At 38.9% G+C, this 17,878-nt stretch carries 13 protein-coding genes; 6 read left to right on the forward strand and 7 right to left on the reverse strand.

The window, feature by feature from the left end:
- Both ACX9YW_RS12470 and ACX9YW_RS12475 read right to left on the reverse strand, forming a co-directional pair.
- The gene (locus ACX9YW_RS12470) at positions 1–2,295 is read right to left on the reverse strand and encodes a dynamin family protein (RefSeq protein WP_460346786.1); all 2,295 of its coding nucleotides are present in this window, start codon (positions 2,293–2,295) and stop codon (positions 1–3) included.
- Positions 2,295–3,644 (reverse strand): dynamin family protein, encoded by a 1,350-nt coding sequence (locus ACX9YW_RS12475; protein WP_460346788.1) that lies wholly within the window; start codon positions 3,642–3,644, stop codon positions 2,295–2,297. The genes ACX9YW_RS12470 and ACX9YW_RS12475 overlap by 1 nt, the downstream gene beginning before the upstream one ends.
- A 552-nt stretch (positions 3,645–4,196) precedes the next feature.
- Here ACX9YW_RS12475 and ACX9YW_RS12480 point away from each other — a divergent pair.
- Positions 4,197–4,739: a hypothetical protein gene (locus ACX9YW_RS12480; RefSeq protein WP_460346790.1), complete on the forward strand. Its 543-nt coding sequence runs from the start codon at positions 4,197–4,199 to the stop codon at positions 4,737–4,739.
- A gap of 131 nt (positions 4,740–4,870) precedes the next feature.
- On the opposite strand, the gene ACX9YW_RS12485 is transcribed toward ACX9YW_RS12480, so the two are convergent.
- Complete coding sequence (locus tag ACX9YW_RS12485) at positions 4,871–5,428, reverse strand: hypothetical protein (RefSeq protein WP_460346792.1); 558 nt, start codon at positions 5,426–5,428, stop codon at positions 4,871–4,873.
- Positions 5,429–5,453: 25 nt separating this feature from the next.
- Positions 5,454–5,609: a hypothetical protein gene (locus ACX9YW_RS12490; RefSeq protein ID WP_460346794.1), complete on the reverse strand. Its 156-nt coding sequence runs from the start codon at positions 5,607–5,609 to the stop codon at positions 5,454–5,456.
- A gap of 142 nt (positions 5,610–5,751) precedes the next feature.
- On the opposite strand from ACX9YW_RS12490, the gene ACX9YW_RS12495 reads away from it, so the two are divergent.
- Together ACX9YW_RS12495 and ACX9YW_RS12500 are read left to right on the forward strand one after the other, a co-directional pair.
- Positions 5,752–6,318, forward strand: a complete 567-nt coding sequence (locus ACX9YW_RS12495; protein ID WP_460346796.1) for a helix-turn-helix domain-containing protein — start codon at positions 5,752–5,754, stop codon at positions 6,316–6,318.
- Between the two features lie 280 nt (positions 6,319–6,598).
- On the forward strand, positions 6,599–7,732 hold the full coding sequence (locus ACX9YW_RS12500; RefSeq protein ID WP_460346798.1) for a M48 family metalloprotease: 1,134 nt from the start codon (positions 6,599–6,601) through the stop codon (positions 7,730–7,732).
- Between the two features lie 91 nt (positions 7,733–7,823).
- Here ACX9YW_RS12500 and ACX9YW_RS12505 read toward each other — a convergent pair whose 3' ends face one another.
- On the reverse strand, positions 7,824–8,183 hold the full coding sequence (locus ACX9YW_RS12505; RefSeq protein WP_460346800.1) for a zinc ribbon domain-containing protein: 360 nt from the start codon (positions 8,181–8,183) through the stop codon (positions 7,824–7,826).
- A gap of 217 nt (positions 8,184–8,400) precedes the next feature.
- Here ACX9YW_RS12505 and ACX9YW_RS12510 point away from each other — a divergent pair, with 217 nt between their 5' ends.
- The 3 genes from ACX9YW_RS12510 to ACX9YW_RS12520 all read left to right on the forward strand — a co-directional run bounded on the left by ACX9YW_RS12510 (position 8,401) and on the right by ACX9YW_RS12520 (position 16,486).
- On the forward strand, positions 8,401–9,645 hold the full coding sequence (locus ACX9YW_RS12510) for an MFS transporter (RefSeq protein ID WP_460346802.1): 1,245 nt from the start codon (positions 8,401–8,403) through the stop codon (positions 9,643–9,645).
- A 316-nt stretch (positions 9,646–9,961) separates the two neighbouring features.
- Positions 9,962–11,218 carry a DUF445 domain-containing protein gene (locus tag ACX9YW_RS12515; protein ID WP_460346804.1) on the forward strand — a complete coding sequence of 419 codons (1,257 nt, stop codon included), beginning with the start codon at positions 9,962–9,964 and terminating at the stop codon, positions 11,216–11,218.
- Between the two features lie 1,122 nt (positions 11,219–12,340).
- Positions 12,341–16,486, forward strand: a complete 4,146-nt coding sequence (locus ACX9YW_RS12520; RefSeq protein WP_460346836.1) for a S8 family serine peptidase — start codon at positions 12,341–12,343, stop codon at positions 16,484–16,486.
- A 692-nt stretch (positions 16,487–17,178) separates the two neighbouring features.
- Here ACX9YW_RS12520 and ACX9YW_RS12525 read toward each other — a convergent pair.
- Positions 17,179–17,514, reverse strand: coding sequence for a hypothetical protein (locus ACX9YW_RS12525; RefSeq protein WP_460346806.1), 336 nt, complete (start codon positions 17,512–17,514; stop codon positions 17,179–17,181).
- 66 nt (positions 17,515–17,580) lie between these two features.
- A complete protein-coding gene (locus ACX9YW_RS12530; RefSeq protein ID WP_460346808.1) occupies positions 17,581–17,865 on the reverse strand; it encodes a hypothetical protein in 285 nt (94 codons plus the stop codon).
- Positions 17,866–17,878 lie beyond the last annotated feature (13 nt).

Raw genomic sequence — 17,878 nt, forward strand, 5'->3', positions numbered from 1 at the left:
TTAGATATCAAGTATGGACTTTGTACGAGCCTGAATATTTTCCAGCCATGCCAAACGACTGTTTGTTTCTTGAATCATTTTTTCTACGTTTTGACTATCAGTAGCATACGCTGCCAATTCTTCAAGCTTTTTAGCAAGAACCTTATCAAGCTCATCAAACTTCTTTCCAAAGTTTTCTTTAATTTGAGCAGTTTGTGATTTTGCATATTTTACTGCGTTATCTTGGTTGTTAAATAACTGCTTTTGTATAGGTCCAAAGAATTTCTGTGTAAGTTCTGAGCTATCTACATACTCTTTATTTTCATAAACATCTTTGTAGTGCCCTGATTCCTGGAACCATGTCCAAGGCTTATACCAAGCCTTACTGGAATTCTCTACCCATTTCTCACCTACTTTTACCTTTTCTGTTTTAGTAAGTGATTGTACTAGGTTATTAAAATGGGACATACCCTGCATTTCCCCATCTAAAATCTCAAATGGATTTAGTTCGACCACTCCAACCTCTACATCTTGGGCGAGATCGGCAATTTTTTGTTTGTATTGGTTAAGGAGGTTTTGTGCACTTTTCTCAACATAATCGGTAATAAGGTTTTCAAGTTTAATCTGAACCTCTGCTTGTAACCCCTCAGAAAACTTTACATATACTTGGATTAAACTTTCTGCATCTCTACGAGTAAGCTTTGATTCAAGATTAGAACTTTGCGCAAATATTTTTTGTTGAGCTTCCTTAAGTATCGAACCCGCAATCGCCACAATTTCCTTATCATAATTAATCGCTTCTATCATACCCTTAAACTTTTTCGCTTCTTGTCCACTTTTTAGCTTCGATTTGATTGCATTAATTTGTTCTAAGATTTCTTTTTGTTTATTTTGATTAGCGATTATTTCTTGTTTGGTGTTCTCGAAGGACTTGGCGCTTTCTAACTTTTTAGAAAATGTGTCGACAATATTTTTTATTTTTGCTGTTTTGGCATACTTTTCAACATACATACGGATGGCTGATTCAATTGGTATGATGCCTGTATGAATAAGTGCCTCTGTATATTGGTCCCTTGATTCTCTAGCAGCTGCCAATTCGGAAGTAATTTCTCCGCGAATACTCGGAATTAATGGTGCATACTGTTCCAAGTGTAGCTCTTCATTTCGATTTAATTTTCTTACTTTCGTAATGGCTTCTAATATATTGGGATCAATGTCATCCATCAAAGGATTAATGCTTTTTAAATCCACGTCCTTTAAGGACGTTCTAATATCTAAGGCTGGCAGCGCAGCGGCCGGATAAATATTAGGATTGATGATTCCCTTATCTTCTAAGTATTTGCGAACCTTTTCAATAGAGTGGGCTACGCTGTCCTCACCTTGTCTAAAATCATCTAATTTATTGACTACAAAAATAAACCGATCCTTCGATTGCTTCCCACCAACTCTCATACTATCTGCCACATGATTCAATAAATTATTGTCATCATTTACGGCTAATTGAGTGGCGTTTAAGATATATAAAACTACTGTCTTCGAGGACTCAGATAACATACGATAGGTTGCTGCTTTATGCTCCGGGTCTCTGGAATTGTTTGGTCCCGGAGTATCTACTAGAACCAATGAAATGTCATCCGAAGATACAAATGGAATATCGCCATCGACTTGAACGGTAGAAACGGCAGGATTACTATTTAAACTTTCCATAATAGAGAAGCTAAGTTCAGGATGAGCAACAAGGATATCTCCATTTTGATCATAAGCCGTCGCTCTAAAGGTATCTAGATCCCGATCCTTTATTTTCGTGATGGTAGCGGTACAAGCTTCTTGTTTTGCTGGCATCATTTTCTTCCTTAATAGGGCATTAATTAAGGTAGACTTCCCAGCACTCATCGTAGCGACAACGTTTACCTCAAAGTCAGTACTTGATGCCATCTCGAATGCACGCTTAACATCTGCATGTTTCAATTCCTCAAAAGGGCCATTTTGGATATCACGGAAAATTTGATCAATCGCCTTTTCCTTGTCTTTTACTTCTTTAGCAGGAATATGCTCACAAGAAATTTGTATGCCCTTTTCCTTGGCTTCCTTTGCGACTGATAATAAATCTTCATAATCTAACATCGTGCCATGAAATTTAACGTGAAAGCTTTTGGTATTACATTCATCTACTAAAATTTCTGGTAGGTCTTCGATCCATTCTTGTATTCTCTGATCGTCAACTTGTAAAGCGCTATTGGCTTTTACTGGTTTACCGTCTATTAAAACTTGTGTTTCTACTTTATAAGGATTGTATTTAATAAAAATCTCTCTCATTAGTTAGTAGCTCCCTGTGAAATAATCTGTTCTAAACATAATAATCCGCAGTTTTTTAACAACCCATCATTGGGTGAATTTTCACTGACCTTATCAACCTTTTTGATGATATCTGCCGAGTAATATTTAGAAAGGTTATATTCTTCTTTACTAAATTTACTCTTTAAAAATAAGTAATCATCTGATTCATCTTCATCAAGTTCAATCCCGTTCAGTTTCTTTTTAGCTAATACCCCAGCATAGGATGAAACAGGACAAATAAGCGGATTCTTGATACCCAATTTTTTTAAATCTTTCTCCAAGTTTTGAATACTTTCTTCAATTGAATCCTGCGGAATTCTAAAACGGTCCAATTTATTTAATATAAATAGCAATTTATGTTCTTCAACATTGTCACAAATATATTGAAGATACTTTTTATCATCTGTTGTACCGATATTTTCGGCATTAACGACGTATAAAACCTTGTCATACTCCTTTTTCATGATGGTGTCTATTGAAATTTTAGTATGATCTTGGTTTAGGGATGAATTAATACCAGGGGTATCAATAATGCATAACCGTGTTTGTTTTTCTACCAATTGCCTAAAAAAAGTCGAAACATATTTTCTACTATCATGATTATTTCTATCATCATGTAAGAGTGTGACTTCATTAGCATTTAAAGTTAATTCCTTATCGAAACTGTAGATAAAACCATCCTCAAATGCTTTGTCATAAACGTAATGCAATTTTGCTGTACAAGCTTCATTCATGGTACGAGTGACAGTTTTTCCTACAAGCCCGTTTATAAGCGTTGATTTTCCCGCGCTCATAGTGGCAGTAATCAGTATTTTGGTAGGCCTTTGATTAATATGCATTTGGTTTTGTTTCCAAGATTCTACTTGATAGGCTACCTTGTCTAGTCCATTAATGATTGGCTGATTTTGATAAAGAATGGTAAATAAGCTTTGCAACTTTGCATGATGGCGGTTACTAAAAATCGTTTTAATTTCATTAAGTATTTTGGAAGCTTTTTTTGAATCAGTAAAACAGTTAATAAAAAATGTATCGCAAACGAGCGAATACCTATATGTAAATAACTTAAATCCTTTAAATTTCACCCCCGCAACACCTTTTGCCAATTTTTTAATATTCTGTTCGCTATAGGTGTACTGGTCAACTTCTTTACCTAGAAAAGCAACTTTATAGTTTGCTAACATCGCATTGGAAAAATCATTATGACCATATTTTTTCAAAAAATACTCCAATACATTTAAATATCTTACTTTATATTTCACCTTTTCCTGAAGGACTGGATGTTTCTCTAGAAATTGTGAAACAGATAGTAAGTTCATATCAAAATCCACCCTACCACCCCTATTTTTTGTTAAAGTCTTAAGTCAAAATATTTAGTAATCCGAATTACCTATATTATACAATCATTCAAACTTGAGTTTTGTCGATTTTTGTAGAATGATTGATGATTTTGTTGCAAAAAACTATTTTCAAAAAATAAAAGAGGAGCAATGACCCATGCTCCTCTTTCTATCACACGCTCTCTTAGCAAATTCGTGTCCAATTATTTTATTAACTATTCCTTCAATTCCTCTTTCTCTCTTCCAAAACCTAATTAAATCTTAAAAATTTTCATTTTAAAACTCAGGCTGTGCTTGGACCCAATTCTAATTCTAATTTGATTTTATTCGGATCCGATTTCAACAATACAAGCCCACATTCCGGAAATTTCAAAATATAGACCTAACACTTTATCATTCATTAGGTATTTATGGTCATCTAGTAGTAAAAACCAGGTCAAGGAAAGTACATTTCCCAAAACTCTCCTCATAGTTTCATGAATCCACATGATTTTATGTTACGATGGTTATAATAAGTTTATTTAGCGAAAGGAGGATATTTTATTGAGACCGATTGGTACGTTTTTAATTGGTGTTTTGATGTTAGTGATATTGGCTGCGTGTCAGCAGGCGGATCAGATTGCCCCAGAATCACAACAGTCGGAAGGAAACAGTTCCGAAGAGCATGAGTCAGAGGGTCACAATGACACCATTATTACAGCCAAAGAGATTCAATCCTACCCTATTTCTCTTTATGATGAAACTGAATTTGACGTTGATGGTGATGGAGACGCTGAAAAAGTGGAGCTCTATACCAATGCGGAAAAGCTCGATAATGGTGAATTCGCCTGGGATGACGGTCAAAATTGGTTATTGGTTGTAAAGGATGGAGACCAAACCTATCCTCTATTCGATGGTTGGGTTCAGCTCGGAAAACTGTCCTTCTGGCTGCTTGAATCCGAAGGAACACCGATGATTATTTTACTAAAAACAGGGACTGCTGAATTTACCCTTCAAACGTTTACCTTTAATGAGAAAGAAAAAGGATTTATCCAAAAAACTCAGTTTAACCCGACGGATGTCAACTTTTGGTACAACTCAAAATAATGGAACTCTGGTCATCCACTTTAAAGGAAAGAGTGGCCCCTTTTTGGGACACCCTTTCCTTTAAAACCTTTCCAGTTCATCTTCATAAAAGGGGCTTTCTTAAGATCCAAATACACCTCTAAAACCTAAGTTTAGCTATTTGTTAATAAATCCTCATTTACTAGAATCAACTCATGATACCCCTTTGATTCTGTTACCCTTTTCAAATCTATTTTCCCGAGCTGTTGTATCATGTTTCTAATCTCATTTTCTTTCTCGCTATTAAAATGATTGCTGTTTATTTTGATTACTATATTAAATAGAATGTCCTTTTCTAATGTGCGTTGAAGGGTTATCTCGAAACTCCCCTTTATCGCACGATCAATTTTAAAGATCAGTTTCGTGTTGCTTATCGGATTTTTGATTCTCTTATAAAGATTTCGAATAAGTCCTAATTCTTCAGGGCGCTTCATAACCAATATGCCGCCAATTAAATAGTATCCCGGTTGACTTATTGTTTTGGAATAGATGACCTTCCTATTTTTATCAAAACGGGTGATGACAATTTCACTTTCGTTTTTCTCAAACAATAGGTATTGATCGGCAATTTGATAATTTTCCCCGAAGGTAATTCTTGAATTTCTTCCGTTTGTTCGATTGTAAATGATTTGGTTTTTTGTTACTTGGATGTAGAAATTGTATTCTTTCATCGATATGTATCCCCCAAGTCAGGTTTTATTTATGAATGATGATGCCAAGCAACCCGCCAATTTTTTTACCTAGCTCCGCTCCTTTTTCCCCACCTTTGTTACCACCGATGATTTCCCCGATGGTTTCGCCTACCTTCTCAAGCACTTTCTCTCCCGCTTTTCCTCCTGGGCTACCGATCATATCCGATTCCTCCTAAATTTTATCATTAAACGAATCATACAAAATAGTTTCCTTGATGTCAAATATTTTACATTATATTAAATTTTTATTTAGTTGTATTGATTTTTACATTAGGTTAAAATTTGTATTGAGGTGTGAAAACATGAACAGTTACCTTTTAATGTTAGGAAGTAGTATACCGGAGATTCGGTTAATTCTGGGCCTGTCACAGGATGAACTGGCCAATATGATCGGTATTAGTCGACCGACTGTGATAAAAATAGAGCAAGACCCTAGCAAGCTGACGAAAACATTTGCCTTTGCCCTGTTTGTCGTGGTTGCCAATGAGTTAAAAAAACGGACTCGCAAACTAGAAGAGATTCGAATCAATGATGATATGGATGGAGCCGAGGTAGTCAGTTATGTGATGAATGAAATTTATAAGGTTCACCACCCCTCTTGGCCATCAACCATAGGTGACGCCATTGGAGGAACGGCTGGAGCGATTATTGCGACCATGCTTAAATCATTAGCCAAAAATAAGAGCACGACCTATTCGGTTAGCAAACAAAAAATCCTATGGGACCAGGAAATGACCAAAAAAACACTAGACTCAGTAAAAAAAACATTCTCAGAAGAAAAAACAAGAATACTAAACTTCTTCCAAATAACTGACTTCAACATCGAACAATTCGTTAAAAAAGTGGAAGATGGCGAAGAGGGAAAATAAATAACAATGGTGCCTGTCACCAACCTCCTATTAATTCCCAAACTTAAGAATGGTGCCTGTCACCATTCTCCTACTAATTTCCATATTGTCTAATTTCAGTAATTCTCCTATTATTTAGATAATTAGATATTAAGGGTGATGAGAAATGTCTGTGGGTTATGTGGTTAAGGGGTCGGAGTTGTGTCCTTCTTGTGGGGCGAATATGGAGTGGGATGAGGAGTATGTGGTTTGGTGTGAGGTTTGTGAGTATAATGTGAATCCTTCGCATAAGGAGGAGTATGTGAGAAAGCTAGATTTGGTTTATGAGAATCTAGGGAAACGGTTTGGGGAGACGTTGCTCCGGCAAGTGAGTGAGCGACAGGCTTTACGGCCAGGGTTTAGTTTAGCTAGACTTGCTGCTTATATATTGGCAACAGCTGTACATATGGTAAGCTTGTTATTCTTGGTTAGTAGTATTTATTTTATCCTACAGGTTAAAGAAAGCATGTGGTTTCTCTTTTTAGGTCTGTTTTTACTAGCGTTGAGCTGGGTAACCCGACCACGGTTTGGGAAACTAGATAAAAGTGAGCAAGTCGTGCCGCGGGAGGAGCTCCCAGAACTATACAAGGTCGTCGACTCTGTCTGTCAGTTAGCTGGGGTGCGTCCGATTGATGGCATCATAATCGACGAGAGGTTTAATGCCTCGGTGAGAACGGTTGGAATACGAGGGCGACGAATTTTAACCATTGGCCTTCCGTTGTTTACAATTTTACCGAAGGATGAAAGAATGGCGTTGCTAGGACATGAAATCGGACATTTCGCCAATAATGATGTAGCGCGGTCGGTTTTTGTCGGTGGAGCAATAGACACACTCGCAACCTGGTACGATTTATTGGATGTGCAGCATGTGGATGAAATCGAAGGAATCTTTGGGATAGTCTCAGGATTTTTCATGAAAGGGTTGGCGCTGGTCCCTTATGGACTTTTTTTGCTCATCATCCATTTATTATGGCAGGATCGTCAACGCGCGGAATACTATGCCGACCTGGTCGGTGCGGAGCTTTCGGGGACAAAGGCATCCATCAGTTTAATGGAAAAAATCTTGTTTGGTCAGATCTTTATCCATACCGTTAGAAAGGCTTCTATCACGAATCATTCGGCTAATCTTTTAGACCAATTCAGAAAAAAGATAAAAGAGCTCCCAAATAAAGAATTCCGTAGACTGAAAAGAGTCGCTGAATTAGAGCTTTCCAAATTAAATTACACTCATCCACCCAATGCTTATCGAATTCAATTTTTACAGCAGCAAAACCACTATACTTCCAGAATCTCGTTAACAGATGAGCAAAACTGGAAAATCGATCGTGAACTGGCCAAACATGAAGAGCAACTACAAGAAATATTGGTTGGTCAGTACTTGGCTTCCTTATATTAGGAGAGTGGTGCCTGTCACCAATATCCTGATTTTTGTAAATGCAAATAAAAAAACAGGCACCATGATGGTTTGGTTTCATGGTGCCTGTTTTTTAAATTTTTACGAATACAAATATGATACAAAATAGTAGGAAGGCAAAGAATGTTAAGCTTATGTAATTTCTGATTTGATACGGGTGAAGATTTTCAAGATAGTCTACAAATTTTCGCATCTTACTTTGCGGCTGGTCAGATGCACCGGAAATACTGTTAATGTTCACACCGCAAGATTTACAGATAATCGCTCCACTGGCAATTGGCTCGGAACAACTTGGGCATTTAGAGTATGTCGTCCTATTCATTCGAATGAACCCGATAGCAGTTAGGATCGCAACAATTAGAAACAAAGCCAGGATAAAATAAAAAATCGTCAAAATGTAAATATTATCGAGTCCGTTAACATTAAGCCCCATCGTTATCCCCCTTGTAAAAATATCCCTTTTGCCCCATTTTACCTGAAGTCACCCATGAGAATTTAAAGTTAATCTAACATTTATCTAAAATCGATACCATGGTCGGTGCGGGTACGACCAAAATGATTGCGGAGTTTATGAAGGATTTTTGCGGTTTTCCCTTTCATCGACCGGTATAAGATAGGTCTATACCAAAAATGAAAGGTGATGAATGTTAATGTCAACCGTGATTCAAGAAAATTCTCCCGGTAAGAGTGTGTTTTTTGCTAATCGCTTTATCCAATCGATTTTGTTATCAAACCTTTTCCTGCAATTAGGGATCTGGGTCCGAAATTTTGCCATCCTACTTTTCGTGACTGAACAAACCAACAAGGACCCCGTTACGATTTCACTCATTTCTGTAGCCGAATTTGGTCCAATCTTTTTGTTCTCTTTTATCGGAGGAGCCTTTGCTGACCGTTGGAGACCGAAACTCACGATGGTCGTATGCGATTTACTCAGTGCACTTTCCGTCTTCATGGTCTTATTGGCACTTGTTTATGGTGGATGGCAGGCAATATTTTTCGCGACGCTCGTCTCTTCGATTTTGTCGCAATTTTCACAGCCGTCTGGAATGAAGCTGTTTAAGATGCATGTACCAGAATCAATGATTCAAATGGGCATGTCCATGTACCAAACCATCAATGCCATCTTTATGATCTTAGGACCGATGATCGGGACACTCATCTACTTCCGATTCGGCATCAACACAGCCATTGCGATCATGGGAATCTGTTTCCTACTCTCGGCAGTCGTTCTAACATTTTTACCCGCCGATGTAAAAGTAAAAAAGGACACGACGACAAAATTATCCCATGAAATGAAAATGGGTTTAAAATATGTGTTATCCAAAAAAATCTTTGCCTACATGGGGGCCTTCTTTTTACTCGCAGGAATGGGAGCAGGACTGATCAATCCACTTGGTATCTTTTTAGTGACCGAGCAACTTGGATTAAAAGCGCAGCAATTACAATGGTTTACAGCTATTAGTGGTCTCGGAATGATTATCGGGGGAGTCATCGCGATGATTTTTTCCAAAAAAACGACGCCAACGGCCATGCTATTAGTTGGTTTCGTCGCAAGTGCCGTTTCAGTATCCGTACTAGGTTCCGTGAAGTTAGTATGGTTGGCATTAGTGGCTCAATTCATAAGCGGAATGATGGGCCCACTCATTCATATTGCTTGTAACACACTCATTTTAAGTCACTCAGAGGAATCCTTTGTCGGAAGAGTAAATGGCATTCTAAACCCGCTCTTTATGGGAGGGATGGTCGTTAATATGAGTTTAGCAGGTATTCTTAAAGATCAACTCGGACTAAACATGATGTACTTGTCCGCTGCAAGTTTATTTATCCTCGGCGCGCTAGTGATGCTACCGATGCTTCGGATAAAACAAGCACAAAAAATCATGGTGAAAGCTTAGCACAGTTCTTTTAAACTAACAGCATTCGAAAAATTCCATGAGGATAGTGGAATCACTATCCTCTACAGAAAATATTGGTGCCTGGCACCACCCCCCTATTTATTACCAATAATTTGTTTGGTGCCTGGCACCAATCTCCTATTTTCCCCCAACAAATTACTACCTGTAACTAGTCTCCCGCTAAAAAACCGCGCATGTTTTTCTCAGCAGAAGTTTGTTTTTCAAGAAAATAATAGGAATCCTGAATAAAATGATTTAAAATTTACCATTGGTTTGGTTATAGTAAAGGTATCACATGTAAGAATGAGGGAAATTTATGTCACGAAAAACAAAAGGGTCAAAAAAAATAGCAAGGATTTCTTTAATTATTATGGGGATTGGTTTTGTTGCCACGATCCCCTTTCAAGGGACATTTTGGGTAGATTTATTACAAGGTGGATTTGAAGCAGGACTTGTTGGGGGGCTGGCCGATTGGTTTGCGGTGACGGCACTATTTCGCCATCCGCTTGGAATACCAATTCCACATACAGCTTTACTTCCGAAAAATCGCAAAAGAATGACCAATGCACTCGTTTCGATGTTAAAAAATAACTGGCTATCGAAAGAGAGTATCCAGAATAAAATCAACCAAATTCACTTTACAGATAAACTGCTAACGATTTTAGAAAAAGAGTTGCAGAAAGAGCATTTTCGCATGACGATGATCAAATTGCTAAAAAAACTCATTACAATGATTGATATTGAAAAGCTTACACCAGTTATTAAAAAACAACTCATCTCCAGTCTTTCTAACATCGAGATGAGCAAATTTCTAGCCCTAGCAAGTTCTCAACTCGTCCATGAACAGTTTGATCGGAAAGCTTTGGATTTTCTATTAAAAAAAGCAGAAGTCTGGTTAAACCAGGAACAAACGAGCTACAAATTAGGCTCTGTTTCCATGAATGTATTAAACAAAATTGAGTTAGATGGAATACTGCAGTTTGCCCTCAAATCTTTGCAGAACATACTGAATGAAGAAAAACTAGGAAAAATCATTAAAAACTTATTATTAAATGTTGTCAATAGCTTGAAACATGAAGGAGACCCGAATAGAGAGGCTCTAATTATTTACATCCAAAAAGAGATCCAAGGTCTAAACGATAACGAACAGTTAGTAAATGGGTTGGAAAATTGGAAAAATCAACTCATTGCTAAATGGGAGCCAGACCAAACGATTACCGATAGCCTTCAACAGATTCAACAAAATGCATTAGAATTCATCGAAGGTGAGGACTTTATCGACACCTACCTCATGCCTGTGTTGAGTCGGATTCTCGATACCCTAAAAGAAAAAGAGGAAGAATTAGATCTGTGGATCAAGAAACAAATTACAACCCTAGTTGAAAATAATCATGAATTGATTGGCAATCTTGTTCAGGAAAACTTAGATAAACTAGACAATAAAACCCTCATCGATATGATGGAAAATAATATCGGAAAAGACCTCCAATGGATACGAGTAAACGGAGCCGTCTGCGGGTTCATCATCGGAATTTTCCTAACGCTAATACACGCTTTGACTAGATTAGCCTAATTGTAATGAAGAGGGAGGGAATCACGATTCCCCCCCTCTTTTGGTGCCTGTCACCAATTTCATAAATTTCCCCATAATTGTAACACTTGTCCAAATCTGTTAAATTCCAAAAATTGACCTGGATTTTCGCACTCTTATTTGACTACTTATTTTAGAGAGAGTTAGTTTGGCATAGTTGCTAAAAGTTGGACATTGTTTTTTGGAATACTATTTGAAAGTTGGGCATATACCTGAAAAGTTGGAAATATGTTCTCGAAGTTGGGCATATATCTGTAAAGTTGGAAATATGTTCTTAAAAGTTGGGCATATATCTGTAAAGTTGGAAATATGTTCTCGAAAGTTGGGCATATATTTGAAAAGTTGGAAATAAGTCTAAAAAGTTGGGCATATATTTGAAAAGTCGGGCATAAAATCTTCTACCAATCAATCAGATTACTAAAAAACTAGCAAAAACAACGATCTTTCTGCTAGTAATCCCCCAAAACAACAAATTTTCTATCAGTTTACTCGAACTACTAGCAATTTTCCTTCTTAACTCTTCTCAAAAGTGCAACACCCTAACCCTATTTCTCCTCCTCAAAAATATTATTAAATTACCTCATTTTTATTTTTCCTTTCCAAAAGTGACTCCCCTATTCTGGTCGATTATTGGAGATGTTTCCTCTCTATCCTACCTCTGCTTCGGTTTGAGCAGATTCCGATTCCTACTATTTCACATCTTGGCTGGCTATATTTTACGGTGCCTGTCACCATTTTCATAAATTCTTCCAAATTTGTAGCCCTTACGTTTGTAACCTGCCCTTTCTTCCCTATTCGACAAACTTCGGAGATTTTCTGTAGTTAAAAGTCGAAAACTATTTTCTAAAAAGTAGAAGAAATTTTGCAACTATTTAAAAATATTAACGTCTAATTCAGTCGGATGGGTGTGATAGTAGGAAAGACCTATTGCGTTTGCTGACAAAATGAAATGCAATAACCGTCTCTGCGTTTTACCAAACTGACTACCCAGTTGAAACGATTCTCTACCACCCTATCCACCAAAAAAACAACACGGAAAGGAGGTGACTTTTAGTTTCACAGTTTTAGGATGTACACATTTATCAAGGGGGAATGAGTTTGAGAGTGAAAAAGTGGTTTTCGTTATTAGTAACAGCTGTACTCTTATTTGCGTTTATTCCAACAACTGGTCATGCAAGTGATCAAAATCTGAGAAATGCCTCTAAGGATGTTTTTTCTAAAGAGAAGTTGCAAGCGATTGAAAAGTATATCAAGGAAAAGTATCCAGAGCATGTAGCGTCTTCGGATGTCTACATAGACAAAAATATCGACACGACTTCTGAACAATTAACGAAAGTAATTGTCGAGTACAATTCAGCACCAATGGCGGTTCAAAAAATGCTTTCTGCTAAATCCAAGATTAGCTTCAATGCCCAGGCGGCTGCAAAACTTTTAGAACAGGAACAGGCGCAAGTAGCAACCGCTCTTAAGAAACAAAACATCGCATTCACCGAAACTAGCTCGTTCCAAACGGTTTTCAATGGGGCTGTAGTGGAGATGAAGGGATCCGATGTGCCTAAATTAAAGAACATAAAGGGAATTCGCGCGGTTTATGCGAATAATGCCATTCAAGCCGTTCCAGGTATCGAGGTTGAAAAAGAGATAAAGGCGGCGATGAAGGAAAGTGCTCCAATGATTGGTTCCAAGGATTTGTGGGACTTAGGATATACCGGTAAGGGTTTAAAAATTGGCGTCATTGATACCGGAATTGATTATAACCATCCTGATTTAAAGGGAGCATATAAAGGTGGTTATGACTTCATTGATAATGATAACGATCCATTTGAGGGGTCGCGTTTAATCCCTACCTCCCACGGTACGCATGTGTCGGGAATTGTTGCAGGGCGAGGAAATCCTGAAAAAGGTGGAGTTCGTGGTGTTGCCTATGAATCCGACCTTTATGTTTATCGCGTCCTAAGTGAAGAAGGTGGCTCGGATGAGACGGTCATCGCTGGGATTGAGAAAGCTGTGGAAGACGGAATGGATATTATCAATCTATCGCTAGGATCAACCTATAACCACTCGGATGCCCCAACAGCACGGGCAGTAAACAACGCGATGTTGGCAGGAGTTTTACCAGTAGTAGCGAGTGGAAATACTGGCACCTATCATTATGGAACGGTTAATTCACCTGGAACGGCTGAGATGGCTTTAACAGTTGGAGCAACCATCCCAAATTACTATTTTTATAGTTTTAAAGGAAAAGCGTCGGCTACAGCTGATAAAGATTACGTCCTTGAATGGTCTACTGAAGTAGATCCTGTCTATGTTCAGCCTATTATGGGTGAGCATGAAATTGTCTACGTGCAACTTGGTGTACCTGAGAACTATGATGGCAAGGATGTAAAAGGAAAATATGTGTTGATTAAAGGTAGTCCCTCTGCCTTCTATAGTGAGATAAATGCTTGGGCACGTGATGCTGGTGCTATCGGCGTCATCGTATTCGGTTTTGATGGCTGGGTCGAACCTACCTATGATTGGGGATGGGGCACTTTGCCGCTGTTTACAATGCGTGCGGATGAAGGTAGAGCCCTAGCTGCTGCGATGGAGTCAAAAGAAGGCCCGCATACGTTTACGTTTACAGAAACGTTGAAAGAAGAGTATCCTTATTCCGACAAATTGGTCGAATGGAGTTCAGATGGTCCCGTTGCTGATACCGGAACGATTAAGCCGGATGTCGTGGCACCAGGAGTAGCGATTACTTCGACAGTTCCTGCGTTTTATTATCATTCCGATAAGGATGAAATCAAAGCAGAGCACTATAAAAACGCCTATGACAGTTTTTCGGGTACAAGTATGGCGTCGCCACATGTAGCAGGATTGGCAGCTCTGTTAATGCAAGCACGTCCTGAGATGAGTACCTTTGATATTAAAACACTCATCATGAACACTGGACTCTTGCTTGGCGAACCAATCAACGAGTGGGCTCCGCATAATGTGCTCGACATCGGATCTGGGCGCGTTCAAGGGAAGGATGCACTAGAATCACCGGTTCTCGCTCAAGTCATGGAAGAAATTTTATATACAAAAACGCCGGTTGGCGATCGTTCTTTTGAAAAAGTAGATAATATCACCGGTTCGATTAATTTCGGCCAGTTTGGCAATGAAACCGACACGAAAAACAAATCGGTTGCCTTGAAAAACACATCTGGTGATAGTCTCACCTATGATGTTACCTTTGATTTGAAATATTGGGAAAATCAGTATCCACGAGGCCAGATGGCTGAGATTTTTACCAAAGAAATCAAACCGATGGAAGAGCTTCCCGCCGGCGTGCAATTGACTTTAGGCACAGGACAAGTCACGGTTAAAGGTCATGGAACTGGAGAGGTACCCGTTTCTATAACGGTTCCAGAGGATGCACCCGAAGGAGTGTATGAAGGCTATATCCATTTAAAGCCGACATCCCCTGCTTTACCAGATTTGCAAGTCCCTTTTATCGCTTATAAAAATGCTCGCATTGCTAATGAATTTATGGGCTTTGACATGGATCTCCGCACTTTAAATATGAATGACCCAGCAAAAAATCATTCCAAAATGGAGTTTGAGTTCCTACATGATATGTCTGGCGCCGATATCTATCTGTATGATATCTTCTCCGAGGAATTTGAATTGGGTCATATCAAATCCTTAAGCAATGAGGAATTGACAAGTGGGACCCATTCCTTTGTCTGGGATGGCCAGTACCAAAAGGAAAACGGTGAAACCATCAGGGTCCAATCAGGTATGTACATGGTCATCATGATTGCCCAGGATGCACGCGGTTATAAGTACACTAGAATCAAGCAATTCTATGCCTTGAGTGAAAAAACGCAGCTTACGCTTCAGGATTATTACCAAAATGAAAATAAAGAAATGGTTGTCAATAAAAATGAGATCATTGGAGTCGCGAAGTCGACAGCGGCTATGCTAGCCAGGGAATTAAATGCCGACGAAGATCCCGACTTAAAGAATCCTCTAATCCTTCGATACGAAATAAAGCAAGGTCCGTACATCTACACTTACGGTACCCTTGACTATTTAGGTACTTTTGAAAACGAGATGGATGAGATAACTTTCTGGATTCGGGACCAGCTCCCTGCTGGTAAAAGTGTCCTAACCATTTGGGCAGAGGATAAGGTAGGAAATGTCACAGAGGAAAGCTACAATGTTTTCTATGATAAAGATATTTCTGTGAGTGACCCTTTGGAAATCTTCGTTGGTAAAGATTTAATTTATAATTTAACCGCGAATAATGTAGAAAAGTTGATTGCCGGTGAATTCGAAGTAGCCTACCGCTCCGATGTTTTCACCTTTGACCATGCGATTGCAACGAATGAGTTCAAGGAAATGGCAAGCAACACGATTGTTACCCATCATGTCGGTGACGAATATATCGGTGCAGACGGTCATCTTTACCGCAAATTGCTAGTAGGTGCAAGCCTGCAAAAGCTGCCGAACGGTCACTACAATCCGGGCAATGGAAATATTCCGTTAGTAACGGTTTATTTTAAGAGTAAAAATGATGCTCGTACAGTAGGAAAGTACAAGATGGATGTGACCAAGGCGCAATACATTCAAGATGGTGAATACGAGCTGACTAAAGTACCATTGGATCCGACCGATTTTTATGCGGAAATTATGGTTGATACGATCTATTTGAATGGGAAGTTCCATTTAGAGGCTCATACGAAGCCAGATGGTTCTCCTAAAACAGATATGGATTATTCAATGGGCAGAATCGAATTTTACGATAGTGAAACGGGAGAAAAATTATCGTCGGAGGACGGTTACCGTGGGGGGGTACTTCGTGGCTATATCAGTCGTGGCGGTGATCCAACATTCGTAGCCTACGGACTACACCCTAATAAAACCTATGATATTCGCCTGTTCTGGAAGGGTCACTTCTCAGGTTATATTAAAGGTTTCCAAGCGACATCCGTCAATGAAGATGGCTCAACCTATGTCGATCTAGACAAAGTGCTTGATTTTGGCCTTCTGAAAGCCGGTGATACAGACAAAAACAACCGCATCGACATCTATGATGTGGCCCTAGTGTCCCGCTACTTTGGCCTAAGCGCATATACCATGCTATACTTTAACCCGCCAATCGCAGGCAACGCCGACATCAACTTCGACGGCACCATCGACATCCTAGACCTAAGCTTCGTCACAACCAACTACGGCGAAATCGGCCACGACCCACTACCATGGGATGGCTGGTGGAATTAAGAAGAATGGTGATGGTGCCTGACACCAATCTCCTTTAATTTGGAAATTAGTTAACCTATTTGGACTCGGTTTGGTTTTTGGCCTTATCGAGTCCGAAATTAGGTTGGAGCGCGGGAAGGTTCCCGCGCTTCTTTTAAGAAGTTAATAAAAGTGTGAAATGTTGGGCATATGTAGGAAAACTTGGGCATAAACGTTAAAACTTGGGCATAAATCTAAAAACTTGGGCATTTGTACACGAAAGTTGGTAATAAAACTAAAAAGTTGGAAATAAGTGCTCAAAAGTTGGAAATAAAATTTTTTAGTTGGGCATAAACGTTAAAATTTGGACATATAGCCAAAAAGTTGGTAATAAACTTCCTCGTAAAATGCTCCAAATAGTGAAAAATTCTAAAAAACAGCGACCTTTTTTCAATTCCACCCCAAAAAAACAAATTTTCTTTCATTTTTTAATGAAAAAAAAAAATATGTAGCGCCACTATCCTTTCGAAACGACCTTTTCTATCCTTTTTAACTAGTATCCCCATCATTTGATCATTCATTTGCTTATTCCAATGAATCTTTCATTCCGATAAAATCTGTTCTCCCCCGCTACCCCGACAAATCAAACACCAAAAAAGAGAAGTCTGCAATAAACTTCTCTTCTTCATGGTGCCTGTCACCAATCAACTAAAATTTACCAAACGCACACCATCTTAATGGTGTTTCTTGCAGTTTCCATATCCAAAAGGAGCTACTGCGTTAATTCTATTAGGTGCAATACGAACTAATCCAGGGAATCCGTTATAGTTTGATAGAATGACATTTCCATTTTCGAATCCTTGAAACGTTCCGCATGCTGGTGGTTGACAATCATATTGTAGTTCAACCTGAATCCCAGGGCTAAGAGTTCTCAAGAAGTTAACGATTGGATTTTCGTAAACCACCACTTGAATCTCGTTGACTTTATGCTCATTTTCGTGGCCTCTATGCTCTTTTTCGTGGCGTCTGTGACTGTGACGGCAACCATCTCCGCAAAAATCCCAACTCATTTTATTCACCTCCACTTACATATTCATCCATATTGTACAGCCTATCGTGTTTTACTCGTTTTACGGTTAGTAGTCTTTGCAACAAAAATCAGCTGGAGCTACAGCATTAATTCGATTTGGTGCAATGCGAACCAGACCGGGAAAGCCATTATAGTTCGAAAGAAGCACATTTCCGTTCGAAAACCCTTGGAACGTCCCACAAGCCGGTGGTTGGCAATCATACTGCAGTTCAACTTGAATTCCAGGGCTTAGGGTTCTCAAAAACTGGACAATGGAATTATTGCCCCCTCCCCCTTGACCGGTACTCCAATCCCCTTGATCGCCGTATGAAAAATTTCCGTAATCACTCATGACATTTTCAACT

The organism is Pseudoneobacillus rhizolycopersici, from assembly GCF_054786815.1.

Excerpts from the sequence above, each read along its gene's own strand:
- ACX9YW_RS12495 (WP_460346796.1), top strand. The coding sequence starts at position 5,752 with ATGAACAGTTACCTTTTAATGTTAGGAAGTAGTATACCGGAGATTCGG.
- ACX9YW_RS12490 (WP_460346794.1), bottom strand. The coding sequence starts at position 5,609 with ATGATCGGTAGCCCAGGAGGAAAAGCGGGAGAGAAAGTGCTTGAGAAG.
- ACX9YW_RS12510 (WP_460346802.1), top strand. The coding sequence starts at position 8,401 with ATGTCAACCGTGATTCAAGAAAATTCTCCCGGTAAGAGTGTGTTTTTT.
- ACX9YW_RS12470 (WP_460346786.1), bottom strand. The coding sequence starts at position 2,295 with ATGAGAGAGATTTTTATTAAATACAATCCTTATAAAGTAGAAACACAA.
- ACX9YW_RS12530 (WP_460346808.1), bottom strand. The coding sequence starts at position 17,865 with ATGAGTGATTACGGAAATTTTTCATACGGCGATCAAGGGGATTGGAGT.
- ACX9YW_RS12505 (WP_460346800.1), bottom strand. The coding sequence starts at position 8,183 with ATGGGGCTTAATGTTAACGGACTCGATAATATTTACATTTTGACGATT.
- ACX9YW_RS12515 (WP_460346804.1), top strand. The coding sequence starts at position 9,962 with ATGTCACGAAAAACAAAAGGGTCAAAAAAAATAGCAAGGATTTCTTTA.
- ACX9YW_RS12485 (WP_460346792.1), bottom strand. The coding sequence starts at position 5,428 with ATGAAAGAATACAATTTCTACATCCAAGTAACAAAAAACCAAATCATT.
- ACX9YW_RS12525 (WP_460346806.1), bottom strand. The coding sequence starts at position 17,514 with ATGAGTTGGGATTTTTGCGGAGATGGTTGCCGTCACAGTCACAGACGC.